A 19044-nucleotide genomic window follows, 5' to 3' on the forward strand; every position below is an offset into this window, starting at 1 on the left:
GTTTCTTACTATAAAGGGAGAGTGTGAATTTCATGTGAACTCCTAGTGAAATTAAGACAAATTATTTGACTTCTTTTACTTTTTGTAAATTGAAATAGAATACAACACTGTTAGTCGTATTATACACACCGTACTCGGCATGATGGAGGTCTAGAATGTTTTTTACAATAGATAATCCGAGACCGGTACCTCCGGTGTGACGGCTACGTGATGCATCCAGGCGATAGAAGCGATCCCAAATTTTTTCAAGACTTTCTTCAGGGATAGGGTTTCCTGTATTTTCGATTTCGATTTTTACGGTATCTTCTGCTTCTATAATGGAGACTTGTATTTTTTCTCCATCCGGCGTATAGCGGATTGCATTACTTAGTAAGTTCACAACTACTTGCTCAATACGGCTACGATTTGCTTTAACAAGTATAGAAGGGTCTGCATCGACGTTCACTTGTAGATGCTTTTCTTCCATGCTAAATAATAATTTTGTATAGACTTGTTGCGTTAATTCACCAATTGAGAACGTCGTCATATCTAGTTTGTAAGTACCAGATTCTAACTTTGCTAATTCTAACATTTCAACAATCAGCCTGTTCATATTTTCTGTTTCTTCTAAAATAACATCAGTATAATACGAAGTATCCTTACTAACACCATCTTTAATACCTTCTGCAAAACTTCTAATTACACTCAGTGGTGTTTTTAATTCGTGTGATACGCCAGAAATGAATTCTTTTCTTGTTTTCTCTAATTGACGTTCACGTTCAATGTCTTGTTGTAACTTTGTATTGGCAACATTTAATCGATCGATTCGATCTTTTAAATTTACAGATAATGTATTGATACTGCCGGAAAGCCCACCAATTTCATCGTCGGCTGTAACAGGTAATTTCTCGCTGAAATCAAAATTAGCCATTTTTTTTGTAACACGATTCATTTTAATTAATGGCTTAACAATGATTTTTGAGTAGTAGAAGGATAATAAAATAATAACGAGAAACACGATGATTAAGGCATAAACATAATAGTCTTTTAAAACTAGCATCGCTTCATTAACGGGTTGTAAAGATGCTATCGCAAAAGCATATTCTGTAATCTTTCCGTTTTCTATAATCGGCTTTACAAAGATACTATTTTTTATATTTTCGCCGCCATCTAATATGAAAGTGTTTAATTGGTTCGAGTTAGAAGTGCCATCTCTAATAATATCTGCAAAATATTGAACGGCTTGTAATGTTTCAATATCATTTGCAAGACGAACCTCAGCTTTTGATGGGAGCTGTAACTTAGTTATAACACCTGTAAAGACGATGCGAGTTGTAGATTTGTAGCGGCTTGCAAGTCTATTCTTAGAAGGATTACCATTAATTGACTGAAAATCCGAATAGAAATGTTCGTTTTGCCATTGATTATAATTCGTTCCTAATTTTTGTGGTGTAATTATATTATTCTCTTGTACGACTCCATCAACATTAATTATTACATCTTTTTTTAAACCTAAATTTTCGAATTTATTATATTCTTCTGGTGTTAAAAGGTTATTGAGTGGAATGGAATACTGTTTATTATTATTGGGATTAAATACATCGATATAGTAATTGTTATCACTTTTAATAATACCGTTAGAATCCAAAAACTGCATATCGGCATTTGTTTTATCATGAAATTCTTGTTTTAGTTTCCTAACTTTCTCATAACTTTTATCACTTTTGTCATAATTATCTACGAATTTTTCAAAAGCAGTTTGAACTGTTTTTACTTTTTTATTAATATAAAATTTCTCTAAAAATAGAGATTGTCCTAGGAAAAAAAGTAGGAATATGATTGTAAATAAAGTTGATGTTAATAAAAATAGTTTAAAGACGATACTTCTGTTTTTCACTGCGTCACCTCTTATGAGAAATACTGTAAATGATTTCTTTATCCCGCTTTAACAGGCAATAAGACTCCCACTTCAAAATTCGGCGAATACAAGGGAGTTAGGTGGGAGATCAACTGTCCGTAAAAGCCTGATTGGTTCAACTAATAATCAGTGGAGGATGGAAAAAAAACCCACTGATTAAAGTTTCACTTTATTATAACAAACGTTTCAATAAAGTAGAGGGGAGAAATCTGTCTCTTTATAAAATAGTTATTTATAAAAAGTCACATAAAAAGAACTCGCCAGACGTATGACAAGTTCTTTAGTGTATTATTGTTGAATTGCTGCATCTAAAGCGATTTCAATCATTTCGTTAAATGTAGTTTGACGCTCTTCAGATGTTGTTTCTTCGCCAGTGAAGATGTGATCGCTAACTGTTAATACAGATAATGCATTTACACCGTATTTCGCTGCTAATGTATAAAGAGCAGTTGTTTCCATTTCTACTGCTAATACACCGTAATCTCCAAGTTTTTTAACCATGTCCATGCTTTCGCGATAAAACACATCTGCTGTTAAAACGTTACCGACACGAACGTGTAATCCTTTTTCAGTTCCAGCATCGTAAGCTTTCTTTAAAAGATCAAAGTTTGCAGCTGGTGCGAAATCAAATCCTGGGAATGTTAAACGGTTCATATTAGAATCAGTACAAGCCGTCATTGCGATAATAACATCACGAACTTTTACATCTTTTTGAATTGCACCGCAAGTGCCAACGCGAATTAAATTTTTAACTCCGTAGCTTTGGATTAATTCGTTTACATAAATAGAAATAGAAGGAACACCCATACCTGTACCTTGAACAGATACACGTTTTCCTTTATAAGTTCCAGTAAAACCTAACATACCACGTACGTTATTATAGCAAGTAACATCCTCTAGAAATGTTTCAGCGATATATTTTGCACGTAATGGATCACCTGGTAATAGAATAGATTCAGCGATTTCGCCTTGTTTTGCTTCGATATGTACACTCATGAAAAGTCCTCCTTATAATGTATTGATAGAAATCAATATCATTTGCATTATACACTACGAATCCTTTCAATTAAAATCTTTTTATTATTTGTAATATGTGCAAAATAGGAGGATTTCATAAATCATAATCTAGAATATATAGCTTAAGAAGTTTTATATGAACAGAGACAATAAAAATGGTAGGTGATGTTTTGAAAAACCTTGTCATTGGGCTTATTGCGTTAGTACTTATTGTGGCAGGAGGATTTTACATAAAAAAATATCAAGAAAACGAAGAGACTGTAGGAGATGTTCAGGAAGTAAAGTGGGATGTGTCAACTGGAAAGGGAAATGAGAAAGTAGATATTATATTTCAGTTGTTAAACAAAAAGAATAATGAAATTCGTGGTGTAAATGATCAAATTCGGGCAGTGATTGTAGATGGACAGTTAAAACACATACAACAAATTAAACCTACATTTGCAGGGAACGGGTCATATAAGTTATCTTCCAAAATAGCGAAAGACGAAGAATATACAATATTTTTATACGAAGATAAAAATAAGTCCGTAGAGTCATTCGCTAGGAAAGATTTTGGTAGAACGAAAGAGGAGAACAATAAGAAAAAAGTGAAATTTCCAATCGACAGTGTACTTACAAAAAAAATAGGAGAGTATGAAGTTTCTCTTTTATTTGGCGCATTACATCCGAATGAACCAGTTACGTTAACATTTCAGTTTCAAGCGAAAAAGGGTGAAAAATTGAAATTACATTCAGAGAGAGGAGAAGTAGAGTCACTTTATATCGTTGATGAAACGAAGGAGAACTTTTTATACGCTATGCCTGTGGATACGGATGAGCAATTACAATACCGGATTACATTTCCTGCCGAGGGTACGTATAAAATGTGGGGGAATTTCTATATAAATGGTAAGAAATATGAAAAAGAATTTATTGTACAAGTTCAAAAAAGAAAAAACAGCTAAGAATTTAGCTGTTTTTTCTTTTTCCTATTAATTTTGTTACAGAGAGCATTGTAATTGGTAAAGAATGATTCTTCCTAAATGCTAAATATTTACCGCTCCATGCTGGTTTATATTTTTCTTTAAAATGCCGTAATCCGCTGAAACTATACGTATAACGAACGTTATTAAAGATTGCAGCAGCCACTCTTTCAGACCAGAAAGACTGTGTGGATAAACCAACATTTGAAAGTGGTGCCATACCAATATTAAAGGAGTGGTATTCATTTTCTTTTGCCCATTGGAATAAGTGGATGAAAATTGCGTCCATAATGCCGCTAGGCGCATCTGGATAATATCGCATTAAATCGACAGATAATGATCCGTTTTGATATACGGGCATGAATGTTGTGAATGCAATAATTTTTCCATCCGCATCAGATAATGTTGCAATAGGAGCGCGACTAATATATTCACGATCGAAGTATCCGAGTGAAAAACCTTTCTCTTTTTTTCCACCAAGCCATGCATCCGAAACTTTTCTTAACTCTTCATATAATTCGTCTGAGAAAGGTGGCTCATGAATAGAGAATGTATAGCCTTCTCTTTCAAAACGGTTGAAAGTAGCTCGCATCCCAGCGCGTTTCTTTCCTGTTATTGTAAATGTATTTAAATCAACAACAGCTTCTTCACCGAGCTTAAAGAAGTTATAACCAAAATCGTGATATAAACTCATCCATTTACTTTCAATTTGGTAGAATACACAAATGTATCCAAATCGATCAGCCTCAGCTAAAAACTCTTGCAATACAGTACGATAGGAGGAAGGGTCCCCGATTGGATCACCTAGTACAATAAGTCGTTTTCCAGTTATTGAGAAGAGAATGAGTGCTTTTCCATCACTACTGAAAAAGAACTGTTTATCTCCTAAAAAACCTAAATGACTAAGTACATTTCCACCATGTTCATCTAAGAAGTTTTGTAATCTTTTATCATTAGCTGGTTGCCCGGGAAATTCATTTCGATAACGATTTGCAATGAGTGAACCAATTAGTAAAAAAGTAGGAACAAAAAAGGCAGCTGCTAATGCACTTCGTTTCACTTGTGTAATATTACGAACGACAAAATCAGGTTTGAAAGCTTCTTTTGCACCTGCAAATAAAATACCTAAGTTTTTATATAAATATAACGTTACAAGTAGGAATATAAAAACTTTTACGATATCGGAAAGTGAGACTTCCATTTTCTCACGTACAAACCTTTTACGAAGCATATACAATACAGCGAGTACGATTAATAAAATAAAAGTTTCTTCAACATCAATTCCTTTTAGTGTATTAAAAATAGCCGCTCCAATTAAAGAAACAATCGTCATATAATAAGAACGTTTTGTTCCGTAATATATCCCTCGTGAAAGAATGAGGAGGAGAATACCGAATGTTAGCGATAAGCTAAAAGAAAATTGAATAAGATGTTTTGGAGCTAGAATATGTAAGGCGTGTGCCCGATTTATACTTGTCGGTAGAATAGTTGATAAAATAACCATTAAGCCAGCAAATACTGTTAAAGCAGCAGATGCCCAAGAACCTAACTTTCCTAGAAAGTCACGCTGCAAAGTCCATATAACACCAGTTGTCTCTAATGCAGGCGCAATAAAGGGTTTATCTTCAAACTTTTTAATGGCTACTCCTGTCATTTCAAAAGCTGCAAAAATGAGACCAAGGCAGAATGGTAAGATGTAATAGACGAGACGATATAATAACATAGCAGGAAGTAAAACACCTGTATCGATGCCGTATTGCCCAAGCCCAGTTAAGAAGACAAGATCAAATGATCCAAGGCCACCAGGAACAAGACTAACGACACCAGCTAAAGCAGCAATGACATATACGCCTAAAAACTTTTGGAATTCGATTTCAATGCCAAATAATAGTAATATGACGTACATAACAATACCAGCAGATACCCATTCGACTAATGAAACTAATGAGTATAAAACAGTTGGGTTTTTCTCCTCTTCTTCTTGTCCCTCTGTTTGCATCGCTTTTCTATTTTTTAATTTAGAAAATCCGATATATATAGGGACGAAAAGAGCAAAGAAGATAAGAACAGGCCATAGCCATGGTTTTTCATGCAAAATAAATCTCGTGTCTAATATTCCGATAAGACCAAGAAATGAAAGAATGGCTAATCCATTAATAAAGGCAGTTGTCATCCAAGCGATACTTTTAATAAGTTTTCCATTTTCTTTTATGTATGGACGATAAAGCATTGTGCGTACGCCGGCTCCAACTAGACCACCAAACCCGATAAATCCGTTTAAAGTATTAGCAATCCACGAGATACGGAAAATCTTTTGGACAGGGATATCAGCTTTTAAGTAACGAAGCATAACATAGTCATAAAAGAACATTGTTGATACAGCGAATGCACCAAGTGTAATTGCTAAAAAGACTCCTCCAGTTGGAATGTTTTTAATTGTATCAATCGCTTCTAAAAAAGAAATGCCTGCTAATTCTTTTTTTGCTTGAAAGAATACAATTGTTAATACAACAAATGGGAAGATAATTTTCCCGATTTGTAAGAAACGTTTCCATGAAAACGACATAAATACAACTCTCCTTGTATAAGAAAACTGAGACAATAATATTATTATGACAAACTTCAAGAAAAATAAAAAGGTAAATTCCTGTATAGGGGAGCTATTTTTTATATAGGTATATTTAAAAGAATATTTTGTTTATCAGAAAATTAAGTTAGAATAAGGTGGAGGGGGAGTATATGATTATAAAAGGTTATGTAGGATATGAGTTAGAAAAAGCGAAACCTAATACATCAGAAGATTTTTTTAACAGATCTGAAGTGACATATATATTAAATGATAAAGAGAAAACTTTTTCGGTTTTATACGTTCGATATTTTGAAGAAGTTTTACAAGAAATTACTCCTTTTGAAGGAAATCCAGTGTATAAAGTAGAAGAACAAAACATATATTTGCGCGATATTGTAGCGATATGTTGTTTAGTGAAGGATAGGGAACTTCGTGCGCAAAAACGTTTGTATTTAAATAATATGGAAGAATTTCAACAATATTTTGATGAGGGAACGGTGTCGAAAGTACAAGAAATATTGGCTGAATTACATAAAAATAAAAGAGTAGAAATAGCGTGAAATGGCAAAGGAGAGAGAGAAAATGTCTAATTTGATGGTTGAAAATCAAACAGAACAAGTTTCTATATTTTTAGAAGATGCTATTAATTTGATAACCGATTATGTAAATTATCATACGTTGCCTTCTTTATTAGAGGAAACACCAGCAGGGAATGAGCAATATTATAAAGGGTTATTAGCATCAATGAGACGACTTCTCGTTTTTTGCGAAGAAGGACATGATGCATGTTTTGTTTTGTTGAATAGTCAGCCATTTCGAAAAACAGCAGCTGAAAAAATTTTATATAAGATTTACCATCAAGTAATTGCAGAGTTTTTTTCACCGAAGAGTGATTATTGGTATGAAAATAGTCGGTCTGCATATACAGGGAAAAATTCTATCGTTTTTCAACAAACACCACCTGCATCTTTGGAGCAAGTGATGAAGAGTTTAGAAGGTAAATTTCAATTGATGCGTGAAGAACTAGAATATTATGAGACGGATTATCAGACAAAGATGTTACACAAATATTGATTGAGGAAAAGAAGCTAAGGTGACTTAGCTTCTTTTCCTTTTGTACAGTTATATAAGGGATTTTCATTGAATATAGTTAAGTGGATAGCATTAGGGAGGTGCGACATGAATCAGCAAGGTGTATTTACAGATTACTTTCATGAAGTAGAAAATTGGTGTGAAAGTGTTCTTCACGTATTAGATAGCCGCGCAATGGAAGTGTATGATGTCCATATGCTTGCTTATAAAATTCAGACGTTGTTAGAGCGTATGAAAGAGCATGAGTATGAAACAGATGCAGAGTTTATGTATGAAATAAGCGATGATGTAGAACATATTCAGCATCATTTGCAGGAAGTATTTATGCAAGAAGAAGAGGAATATGAATTATATGAAAGAGGGGATAGCGAACGAGCTGTTCCAATTGGAGGACATACACTCCCGCCATTACCTTATCCGTATAATGCGTTAGAACCGTATATTTCTAAAGAAATTATGATGTTACACCATGATAAACATCATCGGAGTTACGTGGAAGGGTTAAATAAAGCAGAGAAGATGATGGAAGAAGCGAGAAAAACAAATCAATTTGATTTAATTAAGCATTGGGAAAGAGAAGCGGCTTTTCATGGGTCAGGTCATTACTTACACACGATATTTTGGAATAACATGAAAAAAGACGGTGGTGGAAGTCCAAGAGGTGCTTTTTCACAACAAATCGAACAAGATTTTGGGAGCTTTTTACGTTTCCAAAAACATTTTACAGAAGCGGCCTCTAAAGTAGAAGGTTCAGGCTGGGCGATTCTCGTTTGGGTGCCCCGGTCTGGAAGGTTAGAAATTTTGCAAAGTACACTTCATCAATTATTTACACAATGGGATACGATACCACTCCTTGTACTAGATGTCTGGGAACATGCGTATTATTTACAATACCAAAATCGAAAAGATGAATATATTAAAAATTGGTGGAATGTTGTAAATTGGCCTGATGTAGAAAAAAGGTTTGAAACTGCGAAACAAATTGAATGGACACCATATTAGGCGCAAATTCTCTGCGTCTTTTTTAATGGAAGCAGAAGGAAGATTTCGTTCATATTTTAAAAGGCCAAGCATACACTTGTACAAAAAGTGCCAAAAGGACGTGGGGGGAAATATGAGACGAATTTGTGTAATTATTACGCTTCTTATTATGTATGCAAGCGTTATGCCGATTCCTACATATGCAAAGATGAACAGCAATGTTAGTGCTCGAAATGCTGTATTAATGGAGCAACAGTCTGGTCGTGTATTATACGGAAAAGCAGAACATGAGCCTCAAAAAATTGCTAGTATAACAAAAATTATGACCGCCTTGTTAGCTGCTGAATCAGGGAAGATGAAAGAAATGGTGTCAGTTAGTAATGAAGCGGTGAGGGTGGAAGGATCGGCAATCTATTTAAAGCCTGGACAAAAAGTGAAGTTAGAAGATTTAGTATACGGACTCATGCTTAGATCTGGTAATGACGCAGCGCAAGTAATTGCTGAAAGTGTGGGTGGGAGTATAGATGGATTCGTATATTTAATGAATGAAAAAGCGAAAGAAATTGGAATGAAAGACACGCACTTCTCAAACCCTCATGGCTTAGATGGAGATGGATCACATTATTCGTCGGCTTACGATATGGCGTTATTAACGAAATATGCAATGGGAAACGAGTCATTTAAGAAAATCTTTGGAACAAAAACGTATAAATCCGATTCTTGGGATTATCCGTGGAAAAATAAACATAAGCTGGTAACGTCTTATTATGAATTTGCAACAGGAGGAAAAACAGGCTTTACGAAGAAAGCTGGGAGAACGCTTGTTACAACTGCATCAAAAGATGGATTAGACTTAATTGTCGTAACTTTGAGTGCTTCTAGTGATTGGGATGATCATATGAATCTCTTTGACAAAGGATTTGAACGTTTCAAGCAAACGAAAGTTTTGGGACAAGGAGCAATTGCTGAAATAAATGAAAAGAAGTATGCCAACCATGTTTATACGAAAAATAGTTTTTCAGTGCCGTTAACTGAAGAGGAAAGAAAGAACGTGTTATTAAAAGTTGAACTGGATAAAAGTATAGCGCTTGAGGATGGAGTAAAGGTTGGAAAGACAGATGTTTATGTTGGCAATGAGAAAGTTGGAGAACGGAATTTATTTTATAGTAAACGGAAGTTAGTAGCTACAACAGGACTTTACTGGAATAATGTGAAAGAAATTTTTTCTTACATGATAGGTGTTGGGAACGATGGTTAATCTCGTATGGGTAGCGATGGCTGTCATTGGGATTGTATACGCCATGATAAATGGAACGATGGAAGAAGTGAATAAAGCTGTATTTGACGGAGCAAAAGATGCAGTAACGATTTGTATAGGACTTATTAGTGTTTTAGTATTTTGGCTTGGTTTAATGAAAATTGCAGAGGAAGCCGGATTGTTAAAAAAATTAGTTTCACTTTTTATGCCGATAGTAAAAAGGTTGTTTCCAGAAATACCAAAGGATCATCCGTCCATGGGATTTATTCTATCAAATATGATGGCAAACTTTTTTGGTCTAGGTAATGCAGCAACCCCTCTTGGTATTAAAGCGATGGAACAACTAAAAGAGTTAAATGGAGGAAAGGATTCGGCGAGCCGTTCTATGGTGACGTTTCTAGCATTAAATACATCAGCTATTACATTAATCCCTACGACAGTCATTTCAATTCGAATGACGTATGAATCAGCCAATCCTACTGAAATTGTTGGGGTAACATTTATTGCACAAGTACTTTCTATGATTGGAGCAATTTGGATTGACCGCTATTTTTACCGAAGAAGGAGTAGAAAGGGGCGGAAAAAATGAGTATTGTAAATGCAATATCCTTATGGGTAATCCCTTGTGTAATTGGTTTTATCCTTTTATATGGCACGATAAAGAAAGTGCCGACGTATGAATCGTTCGTTGAGGGAGGAAAAGAAGGGATTCAAATTGCAATTTCCATTTTACCATTTATGGTTGGAATGCTTGTGTCTATTTCTATATTCCGATCGTCAGGTGCGCTAGATGCAATGATATCAGTAATGAAGCCAATGTTAGATTTAATTCATGTTCCAGCAGAAATCGTTCCATTAGCACTAATACGCCCTATTTCTGGTTCTGCTGGTCTAAGTATTACGACTGATTTAATTGCCACATATGGGCCAGACTCATTCATTGGGAGATTAGCTTCTACGATGCAAGGGAGTACAGATACGACTTTTTATATTTTAACAGTATACTTTGGAGCTGTTGGTATTAGAAAAATGGGAGATGCATTAAAAGTAGGGCTTTTTGCAGATTTAATCGGAATTATTTGCTCGATTGTCTTTGTTTCCCTATTGTTTCAGTAAAGCTATTCATTTTTTATGCTATTTCGCGTATAATACGTATACGACCACTATTAAGGTGTAGCTTAATAGTGGTTTTTTTATGTGGTATTTTTGACAAAATGATGAACTTTTATTGTGAGAAATATGAAAAATATGGACAATAATAAAGGATAAAAACATGATTTGACCTTTATATGTTTAATATCATCGCTATGTTGTTTAAGTGAGATGGAGCGAATAACCGTAAAGCGTATGCGGTTGCCAAGTCTTTCTAATGTAAGGTAAGATAAATTCGAGGTGAAAAAAAGAAATGGAACGATTACAAAAAGTGATTGCGCAAGCAGGTATTGCATCGAGAAGAAAGGCTGAGGAATTAATTCAGCAAGGAAAAGTGAAAGTTAACGGAAAAATAGTGAAAGAGTTAGGAACAAAAGTAACTCCTCAAGATAAAGTAGAAGTAAATAACATCCCTCTTGAAAAAGAAGAACCTGTTTATTTTTTACTATATAAACCAACTGGTGTAATTTCAAGTGTATCAGATGATAAAGGTAGAAGTGTTGTAACAGACTTTTTCCCTGAAATTACACAACGTTTATTCCCAATCGGACGTCTAGATTATGATACGTCAGGAGTATTATTAATGACAAACGACGGGGACTTCGCAAATATATTAATGCATCCTAAATATAAAGTTGAAAAAACGTATGTTGCAAAAATAAAAGGCCCATTAACAGGTGAGAAAATTCGCATGTTAGAACGCGGTGTTGCACTAGAAGACGGTAAAACAGCACCAGCACATGTGAAAATTATTTCTTGGGACAAGCGTAAAGAAATGGCTATTGTACAATTAACAATTCATGAAGGACGTAACCGTCAAGTACGTCGTATGTTTGAAGCGTTAGATTGTAAAGTGGTGAAATTAAAACGTGAACGTTATGCTTTCTTAGAAGTAGGAAGCCTGCGACCTGGTGATGCGAGAGAATTGACACCACATGAGGTGAAACAATTACGCGCGCTTGCTTCTACAAAGCCAAGATAAGCTATAGAGTTAAAAATTCACCAGTGGAGTGCTCTGCTGGTGATTTATTCAATACAACATTTACAGAAGATAATACATAACATTTACCGAGGAGAGGAGAGGTAATATGAAGAAAAATCGCTTATTATTTCGCGTTATTATTCTACTCATTTTATGCGGTGCTGTAGGGTTTACCCTTTATCAAGGATTCTTTGCTAATAAAGAGAAAATGCAAATCGGAAAAGAAGCACCTAACTTTGTTGTGACGGATTTAGAAGGGAAGAAAATTGAACTAAAAGATTTAAAGGGAAAAGGAGTATTTTTAAACTTTTGGGGCACGTGGTGTAAACCTTGTGAAAAAGAAATGCCTTATATGAATGAATTATATCCAAAGTATAAAGAAAAAGGCGTTGAAATCATAGCGTTAGATGCAGATGAAACGGATATTGCAGTAAAGAACTTTGTGAACCAATATGGTTTGAAATTCCCAGTTGCCATTGATAAAGGACAGAAGATTATAGGGACATATGGAGTAGGTCCATTACCGACAAGCTTTTTGATTGATAAAGATGGAAAAGTAGTGGAGCAAATTATAGGTGAACAAACGAAAGAACAGTTAGAAGGGTATTTAAAGAAAATTACTCCGTAATAAAGAAAGCCTTTACATAAGAGGTGCGTGTCTATAGTGCCTCTGATTTAAAAATTCTGAGTATTGCGGTAACTTGAGGTTAGAATATACAATAGTACATATAGATACAGGGGCGGTGAGAGTGTTGAAAGAAATTAAATGTGAATGTGGACATGTTAACCCGATAGGAACCGTTTTTTGTGAAGCTTGCGGGAAACCATTTGAAAGCAATGAAAATGCAAAACTATTGGATATGCGCTATGAGGGGAGTGCACGGAGATCTCTCACGCAAACAAAAACGATAGTCGATAAAATTTGGAGCTTTTTCTCTTCTGTAAAAGTGGGGGTATGGCTAATCGTAATAACTTTAGCTGCATCAGCGATAGGAACTATTTTTCCGCAAGAAATGTACATAACTCCAGGGATTGCACCAGCTGAATATTATAAACAAGAATACGGATTTTTAGGACAATTATACTATCAATTAGGATTTAATAATTTATACGGTTCATGGTGGTATATGATTTTGATTGCTTCTATCGGTATTTCACTTGTGATATGTAGTTTAGACCGCGTTATTCCACTTTATAAAGCTTTAAAAAAGCAAGGCGTAAAAAGACATCCTAGCTTTTTAAAGAGACAGAGATTATATGGGACTGGTACACCGCAAGATGGTGACCTGGAAAGAGTGCAAAAGAGTTTAAAGAAAAGAAACTATAACGTGAAAGTAGAAGACGGAAACGTTTTAGCAGAAAAGGGACGCTTCTCGCGTTGGGGTCCATATGTAAATCATATCGGTCTTATTATCTTTTTATTCGGTGCGATGCTTCGTTTTTTACCGAGTATGTACGTAGACGAAGCACTTTGGTTACGTGACGGTGAAACGAAAGAAATACCAGGGACGGATGGGCAATACTACTTAAAAAACGAGAAATTTATAAAAGAAGTTTATGATAAAAGTAAGGACAAGGAAGTTTTTGAGGAAGCGATTGATCGTGTAGGCGATAAAATGATTGCGAAAAACTTCCAAACGAATGCCGTATTATATAAAGCGGTAGGAGAAAATATTGCAGGACAAAAACCGAAATTAGAAAAAGTAAAAGAAGCAGAAATTCGAGTGAATGAACCACTGAAATTTGATCAATTTGCAGTGTATCAAGTGGATTATAAAGAAAGTGAATTTAAAAGTATGTCCTTCAACTTGCAAAATAAAGAAAATAATCAAAAATGGGGACCGATTAAAGTAGATTTAACGAATCCTAAGGAAAAATATGATTTAGGAAATGGTTATTCTCTAGAACTATTAAGCTATTTTCCTGATTTTTATTTTGATGAGAATGGAAAACCAAATACAAAAACGAAATTACCGAACAATCCTGCATTTGTATTTAAAATGTTTACACCTGAAACACCAGATGGTGAAGTGAGTTTTGTTGGTATTCAGCAAAATATAGAACCTGATGGAAACAACAAATATAAAATGTCGTTTGCAGGTGTTGAAATGCAAAATGCAACAGCACTTACTGTAAGAAAAGATTTAACGCTTTGGATTCTCGGTATTGGAGGGTTTATATTTATGGTTGGTGTCATTCAAGGTATGTATTGGAATCATCGCCGTATTTGGATACAACGTGTTAATGATGAATGGTGGATTGCAGGGCATACGAATAAAAATTGGTTTGGTTTAAAGAAAGATATTGAAAGAGTAATAGAAGGTACAGCAATTCCACAGCCAAATGATAAAGTAATCGATAAAAAAATTAGTTAAGGTGGGGAAACGATATGGTGCAAATAAGTAGTAACTTTCTCTTTACCGCATTTATTTTATATTTAATTGCGACTCTATTTTTTGGTGGAGCCATTAAAGAAAAGGGTCATAAATGGGCAAATGTAGGAATAACAATTACAATTTTAGGGTTTATAGCACAAACAGTATATTTTGTTACAAGGTGGATTGCATCAGGACATGCGCCAGTTAGTAACTTTTTTGAATTCGGTACATTTTTCGGCATGATGCTTGTAGGAGCATTTATTGTAATGTATTTTATGTACCGCGTAAGTATAATTGGACTATTTGCATTACCAGTTGCGCTTTTATTAATTGCCTATGCAAGTATGTTTCCGAGGGAAATATCTCCGCTTATTCCATCTTTAAAAAGTAACTGGTTACATATTCACGTGACGACTGCAGCAGCAGGACAAGCAATTTTAGCGATTAGTTTTATTACGGGCGTCATGTATTTGTTAAAAAATGTAGATCAATCAATGAGAAGTAAACGGACATTTTGGCTAGAGACGGTAGTATTTACACTTGTTTGTACAGTTGGATTTATTGGAGTAACAACGGTATTTTCTAGTATGAAATATGAAGCGAAGTTTCAATGGGTTGATAAAAATGAACAACAACTGGAAATGAAGTACAATCTTCCAGCTTTAGTAGGACCGCATGAAGGGAAGTTACAGACAGAAAATAAATTAGAACCGGCAGTTGAAGTTCCAGCAATTGTAAATGCGAAAAAATTAAATACTGTTATTTGGTCAGTGTTAGTTGGAACATTACTTTATATTGTATTAAGACTTGTTTTACGGAAGCGAGTATCGGCGGCACTTCAGCCGTTAGTAAAGAATACGAATAGTGATTTACTAGATGAAATCGGATATCGATCTATTGCAATTGGATTCCCAGTTTTCACATTAGGAGCGTTAATTTTTGCAATGATTTGGGCTCAAATAGCGTGGACGCGTTTTTGGGGCTGGGATCCGAAAGAGGTTTGGGCACTTATAACGTGGCTATTTTATGCTGCAGTACTACATTTACGATTATCTAAAGGGTGGCATGGAGAGAAATCAGCTTGGCTTGCAGTAATTGGTTTTGCAATTATTATGTTTAACTTTATTGTAGTAAACTTAATTATTGCCGGTTTACATTCATATGCATAGAGAAATAAAATAGGAGAGTGCATGTCACTTTCCTATTTTATTTTTGTCAACTTTTCTTCTTTTTTGAGAAAAACATGACAAAGTAGCGGTTGATTTTGTAAAATGATGTCGAGGACATTATATACTGTTCAAAAAAAATACATAGTTTTGGAAAAAAATTGAACAAAATTTATTATTCTTGTGAAGCATAATATGGGAAGTGAAACATTTAGAAGATTGCTTAAATAAACGAGAATAGCGCAACATAATAGTAAAGAAGGGTAGGTGTGAACCGCTGAGGTGAGAGTACGCAGCGGGTAGAGATGGAAAATGAATCAAGAATTTTAATTGTAGATGATGAGGATCGTATTCGTCGTTTATTGAAAATGTACTTAGAAAGAGAACAATACACAATTGAAGAAGCAGATAATGGTGATACAGCTTTAGAAATGGCGTTGCAAAATGATTACGATTTAATCTTATTAGATCTTATGATGCCTGGTAAAGATGGCATTGAAGTATGTAAAGGGGTTCGTGAGAAGAAAGCGACACCAATTATTATGCTGACAGCAAAAGGTGAAGAAGTAAATAGAGTACAAGGATTTGAAGTTGGAACAGATGATTATATTGTAAAGCCATTTAGTCCACGTGAGGTCGTGCTACGTGTGAAAGCGGTATTACGTCGTGCTGTACCAACAACATTCTTTACACAAGATACAACGACAAAAGATGTTACTGTATTCCCGCACTTAACAATTGATAACGATGCACACCGTGTTACTGCAGATGGTAATGAAGTAAACTTAACGCCGAAAGAATATGAGTTACTATTATTTTTAGCGAAAGCTCCTGATAAAGTATTCGATCGTGAGCAACTGTTAAAAGAAGTATGGCAATATGAATTCTTCGGAGATTTACGTACAGTTGATACACATGTAAAGCGTTTACGTGAGAAGTTAAGCAAAAAATCACCAGATGCAGCGAAAATGATTGTTACTGTTTGGGGTGTGGGTTACAAATTTGAGGTTGTGAACGACTGATGCTTTGGAGAAGTGTAGTAGGGAAGTTATGGATGACCATATTACTTCTCGTTTCGTTTGTTCTTGGATTTGTTGCGATTTTACTTTCACAGTTTTTTAGAACGTATTATGTTGATATGAGTGAAGCTAGGCTTCAAAAAGTCGCAACAAGTGTTTCGGAGTTAATTGAAGAAGGTGCCGATGTAAAAACGATTGAGAATATCGCGTACAAATTCTCTGATCCACTTTCAAGGATCATTATTGTAGAAGATGGTAAGGAAATCTCTTCTTCACCGAAACAAGAAGGGCTAGTCACTCTTACAATGGATGATTTAAAAGAAGATAAAGAATTAGCTGCTGTTTTTACGGACAAAAAAGAAATTAAAAATAACGTTAGAAAAGCGTCTAATAGTAGGAAGAATAAAAACACCGAAAATGATATTATGATCGTCGGAAAACCAGTGCAATCAAAAAATCAAAGTGCAGTGTTCGTATATGAATCATTACAAGTGCCGATACAAGGTATGGAAAGAACGACTGATTTTATTTTCTTATCGGCTGGGATTGCGATTATATTAACAACTTTCTTTGCGTTCTTCTTATCTACTCGGATTACAGCGCCGCTTCGTAAAATGCGTGAGGTTGCTTTTGAAGTGTCACGTGGGAAGTTTGATGCAAAGGCTCCTATGGTATCTCAGGATGAGATTGGTGAGCTTGCAACGGCCTTAAATCAAATGGGAAAACAGTTGAAGTTCAATATGAACGCCTTGCAGCAAGAAAAAGAGCAGTTAGCAAGTATTTTGAGTAGTATGGCAGATGGGGTTATTACGTTAAACCAAGAAGGTGAAGTTGTAGTAATCAATCCGCCGGCCGAACATTTCTTACAAGTTTGGCAAGAAGAAAAAGAGATAGAGTTAAGTAAAAAACTACCTTCTGAACTTGTGGAACTATTCCATCTCGTTGTAGAAAGCGAACAACAACAAGTTGTTGAAATTAATTTACAAAAAGGGAACTATGTAGTTCTTATGACGCCGCTCTACAATCAAACGAAAATTCGAGGAGCTGTAGCAGTACTGCGAGATATGACGGAAGAACGTCGTCTTGAAAAGATGCGTCAAGACTTTATTGCGAATGTATCGCATGAACTTCGTACACCAATGGTAATGCTGCAAGGGTATAGTGAAGCGATTTTAGATGATATTGTGCAAACGAAAGAGGAAATTGATGAGTTTGTTCAAATTATTTATGATGAATCTGTTCGTTTAGGTAAACTTGTAAATGAATTGTTAGATTTAGCTCGTATGGAAAGCGGTCATGTAGAGTTACATATTGGTGAAGTGGACATACATCCGTTTGTTGAGAAAATTGGTCGTAAATTCCAAGGGATCGCAAAGGATAAAGAAGTTGAACTAACAGTTGATTTCCGAAATCCGATCGAAGAATATGCGTTTGATGCAGATCGGATGGAACAAGTGTTGACGAACTTGATTGATAACGCAATTCGTCATACGAATGCGGGTGGACATGTAACGCTTGTAATTGATACGAAAAATAATGGCCTCATTTTTGAAGTACAAGATTCGGGTGCAGGTATTCCAGAAGAGGATATTCCATTTTTATTTGATCGTTTCTATAAAGCTGATAAAGCAAGAACACGTGGTAAAAAGGGTGGAACAGGACTCGGGCTTGCGATTGCGAAAAATATTGTTCAAGGTCATGATGGTAAAATTTCTGTTTCAAGTGTTGTTGGAGAAGGAACTACATTCTCTGTATATTTACCGAATCGTATAATTTAGATATGTGTTTTTAAAGTTGATAATGAATAAAGTTCTACTGTTTTTTATTTTTTTGTAAACTCAATTAAATAAAGAATAGTAGAACTTTTTTCTATCTTGGTCGAATTAAGAATAACAAGAGAGGTGCTGTGAAGAAATGAAATTATATACAAAAACAGGAGATAAAGGAACGACAAGTGTAATAGGTGGTAGGGTTGATAAAGACGATATCCGTGTGGAAGCGTATGGAACAATAGACGAGGCAAATTCTTATATTGGATATGCAATGACTAAGCTTCAAAGCGGGGCTTTTAGAAATATTTACAATGAGCTCGAAAATATTCAACATGAACTATTTGATTGCGGAGGAGACTTGGCAATAGTGGAACAAAAAATTCCTTATAAAGTGACAATTGAGATGGTTGAAAGCTTAGAAAGAAAGATTGATTTATATATAGAAGAAGCCCCGCCATTAGAACGCTTTATTTTGCCAGGTGGTAGCGAGGCGGCGGCTACTATTCATATTGCACGTACTGTTGTAAGGAGAGCGGAACGCTCTATAGTATCATTGCAAAAAGAAGTGAGAATAAATGAAGTTGTCTTAAAGTATGTAAATAGATTATCTGATTATTTGTTTGCGATAGCTAGAGTAATAAATGCACGATTACAAGTGAAAGATGTGGAGTATAACCGTAGTGCATTAGTTTTTCGTGATAAGAAAGAGAAGGAAGTGGAGTAATTCACTTTCTTTTTTTGTATACTTTTTTCTGTAATATACCAAAATAGAGAAGGTATGGTGGTAATTAGAAAACGG

The 19044-nt window shown here is 35.0% G+C and carries 17 protein-coding genes; 14 read left to right on the plus strand and 3 right to left on the minus strand.

From position 1 onward, the window contains the following. Positions 1–61 precede the first annotated feature (61 nt). Both MHI26_RS07550 and deoD read right to left on the minus strand, forming a co-directional pair. Positions 62–1876 (minus strand): sensor histidine kinase, encoded by a 1815-nt coding sequence (locus MHI26_RS07550; protein WP_000797506.1) that lies wholly within the window; start codon positions 1874–1876, stop codon positions 62–64. Between the two features lie 309 nt (positions 1877–2185). After that, positions 2186–2893 (minus strand): purine-nucleoside phosphorylase, encoded by a 708-nt coding sequence (gene deoD, locus MHI26_RS07555; protein WP_000110707.1) that lies wholly within the window; start codon positions 2891–2893, stop codon positions 2186–2188. Between the two features lie 176 nt (positions 2894–3069). Between deoD and MHI26_RS07560 the strand changes: the two genes are divergently transcribed. Then, a complete protein-coding gene (locus MHI26_RS07560) occupies positions 3070–3858 on the plus strand; it encodes a hypothetical protein (RefSeq protein WP_061666895.1) in 789 nt (262 codons plus the stop codon). A gap of 4 nt (positions 3859–3862) precedes the next feature. Here the strand turns inward: MHI26_RS07560 and mprF are convergent, their stop codons facing one another. After that, positions 3863–6442: a bifunctional lysylphosphatidylglycerol flippase/synthetase MprF gene (mprF, locus tag MHI26_RS07565; RefSeq protein ID WP_061666894.1), complete on the minus strand. Its 2580-nt coding sequence runs from the start codon at positions 6440–6442 to the stop codon at positions 3863–3865. Between the two features lie 173 nt (positions 6443–6615). Between mprF and MHI26_RS07570 the strand changes: the two genes are divergently transcribed. From MHI26_RS07570 to MHI26_RS07630, 13 genes are all read left to right on the plus strand, one after another. Further along, a complete protein-coding gene (locus MHI26_RS07570; RefSeq protein ID WP_000584361.1) occupies positions 6616–7005 on the plus strand; it encodes a hypothetical protein in 390 nt (129 codons plus the stop codon). 22 nt (positions 7006–7027) lie between these two features. After that, entirely contained in the window at positions 7028–7519 is a 492-nt protein-coding gene (locus tag MHI26_RS07575; RefSeq protein ID WP_000067553.1) for a YpuI family protein, read from the plus strand. Positions 7520–7624: 105 nt separating this feature from the next. Beyond that, positions 7625–8539, plus strand: a complete 915-nt coding sequence (locus MHI26_RS07580) for a superoxide dismutase (protein WP_001075742.1) — start codon at positions 7625–7627, stop codon at positions 8537–8539. Positions 8540–8651: 112 nt separating this feature from the next. Next, on the plus strand, positions 8652–9776 hold the full coding sequence (locus MHI26_RS07585; RefSeq protein WP_001252624.1) for a D-alanyl-D-alanine carboxypeptidase family protein: 1125 nt from the start codon (positions 8652–8654) through the stop codon (positions 9774–9776). Beyond that, the gene (gene spmA / locus MHI26_RS07590; RefSeq protein ID WP_000247810.1) at positions 9769–10365 is read left to right on the plus strand and encodes a spore maturation protein SpmA; all 597 of its coding nucleotides are present in this window, start codon (positions 9769–9771) and stop codon (positions 10363–10365) included. Before MHI26_RS07585 ends, spmA begins: the two co-directional genes overlap by 8 nt. Beyond that, positions 10362–10892 carry a spore maturation protein SpmB gene (spmB, locus tag MHI26_RS07595; RefSeq protein ID WP_000029480.1) on the plus strand — a complete coding sequence of 177 codons (531 nt, stop codon included), beginning with the start codon at positions 10362–10364 and terminating at the stop codon, positions 10890–10892. Before spmA ends, spmB begins: the two co-directional genes overlap by 4 nt. Positions 10893–11181: 289 nt before the next feature. After that, positions 11182–11910 (plus strand): 23S rRNA pseudouridine(2605) synthase RluB, encoded by a 729-nt coding sequence (gene rluB, locus MHI26_RS07600; RefSeq protein WP_000440553.1) that lies wholly within the window; start codon positions 11182–11184, stop codon positions 11908–11910. 106 nt (positions 11911–12016) lie between these two features. Continuing rightward, positions 12017–12538, plus strand: coding sequence for a thiol-disulfide oxidoreductase ResA (gene resA, locus MHI26_RS07605; protein ID WP_000742194.1), 522 nt, complete (start codon positions 12017–12019; stop codon positions 12536–12538). Between the two features lie 121 nt (positions 12539–12659). Further along, the gene (resB, locus tag MHI26_RS07610) at positions 12660–14285 is read left to right on the plus strand and encodes a cytochrome c biogenesis protein ResB (protein WP_061666893.1); all 1626 of its coding nucleotides are present in this window, start codon (positions 12660–12662) and stop codon (positions 14283–14285) included. Positions 14286–14299: 14 nt separating this feature from the next. Next, positions 14300–15457, plus strand: a complete 1158-nt coding sequence (resC, locus tag MHI26_RS07615) for a cytochrome c biogenesis protein ResC (protein ID WP_061666892.1) — start codon at positions 14300–14302, stop codon at positions 15455–15457. Positions 15458–15759: 302 nt separating this feature from the next. Then, positions 15760–16476 (plus strand): DNA-binding response regulator ResD, encoded by a 717-nt coding sequence (resD, locus tag MHI26_RS07620; RefSeq protein WP_000426861.1) that lies wholly within the window; start codon positions 15760–15762, stop codon positions 16474–16476. Further along, positions 16476–18251: a sensor histidine kinase ResE gene (resE, locus tag MHI26_RS07625; RefSeq protein ID WP_097820774.1), complete on the plus strand. Its 1776-nt coding sequence runs from the start codon at positions 16476–16478 to the stop codon at positions 18249–18251. Before resD ends, resE begins: the two co-directional genes overlap by 1 nt. A gap of 136 nt (positions 18252–18387) precedes the next feature. Then, complete coding sequence (locus tag MHI26_RS07630) at positions 18388–18969, plus strand: cob(I)yrinic acid a,c-diamide adenosyltransferase (RefSeq protein ID WP_061666891.1); 582 nt, start codon at positions 18388–18390, stop codon at positions 18967–18969. Positions 18970–19044: the final 75 nt, after the last annotated feature.

Origin of the sequence: Bacillus sp. FSL K6-1218, assembly GCF_038006445.1 — a bacterium.
GTDB classification, from domain to species: domain Bacteria; phylum Bacillota; class Bacilli; order Bacillales; family Bacillaceae_G; genus Bacillus_A; species Bacillus_A thuringiensis_S.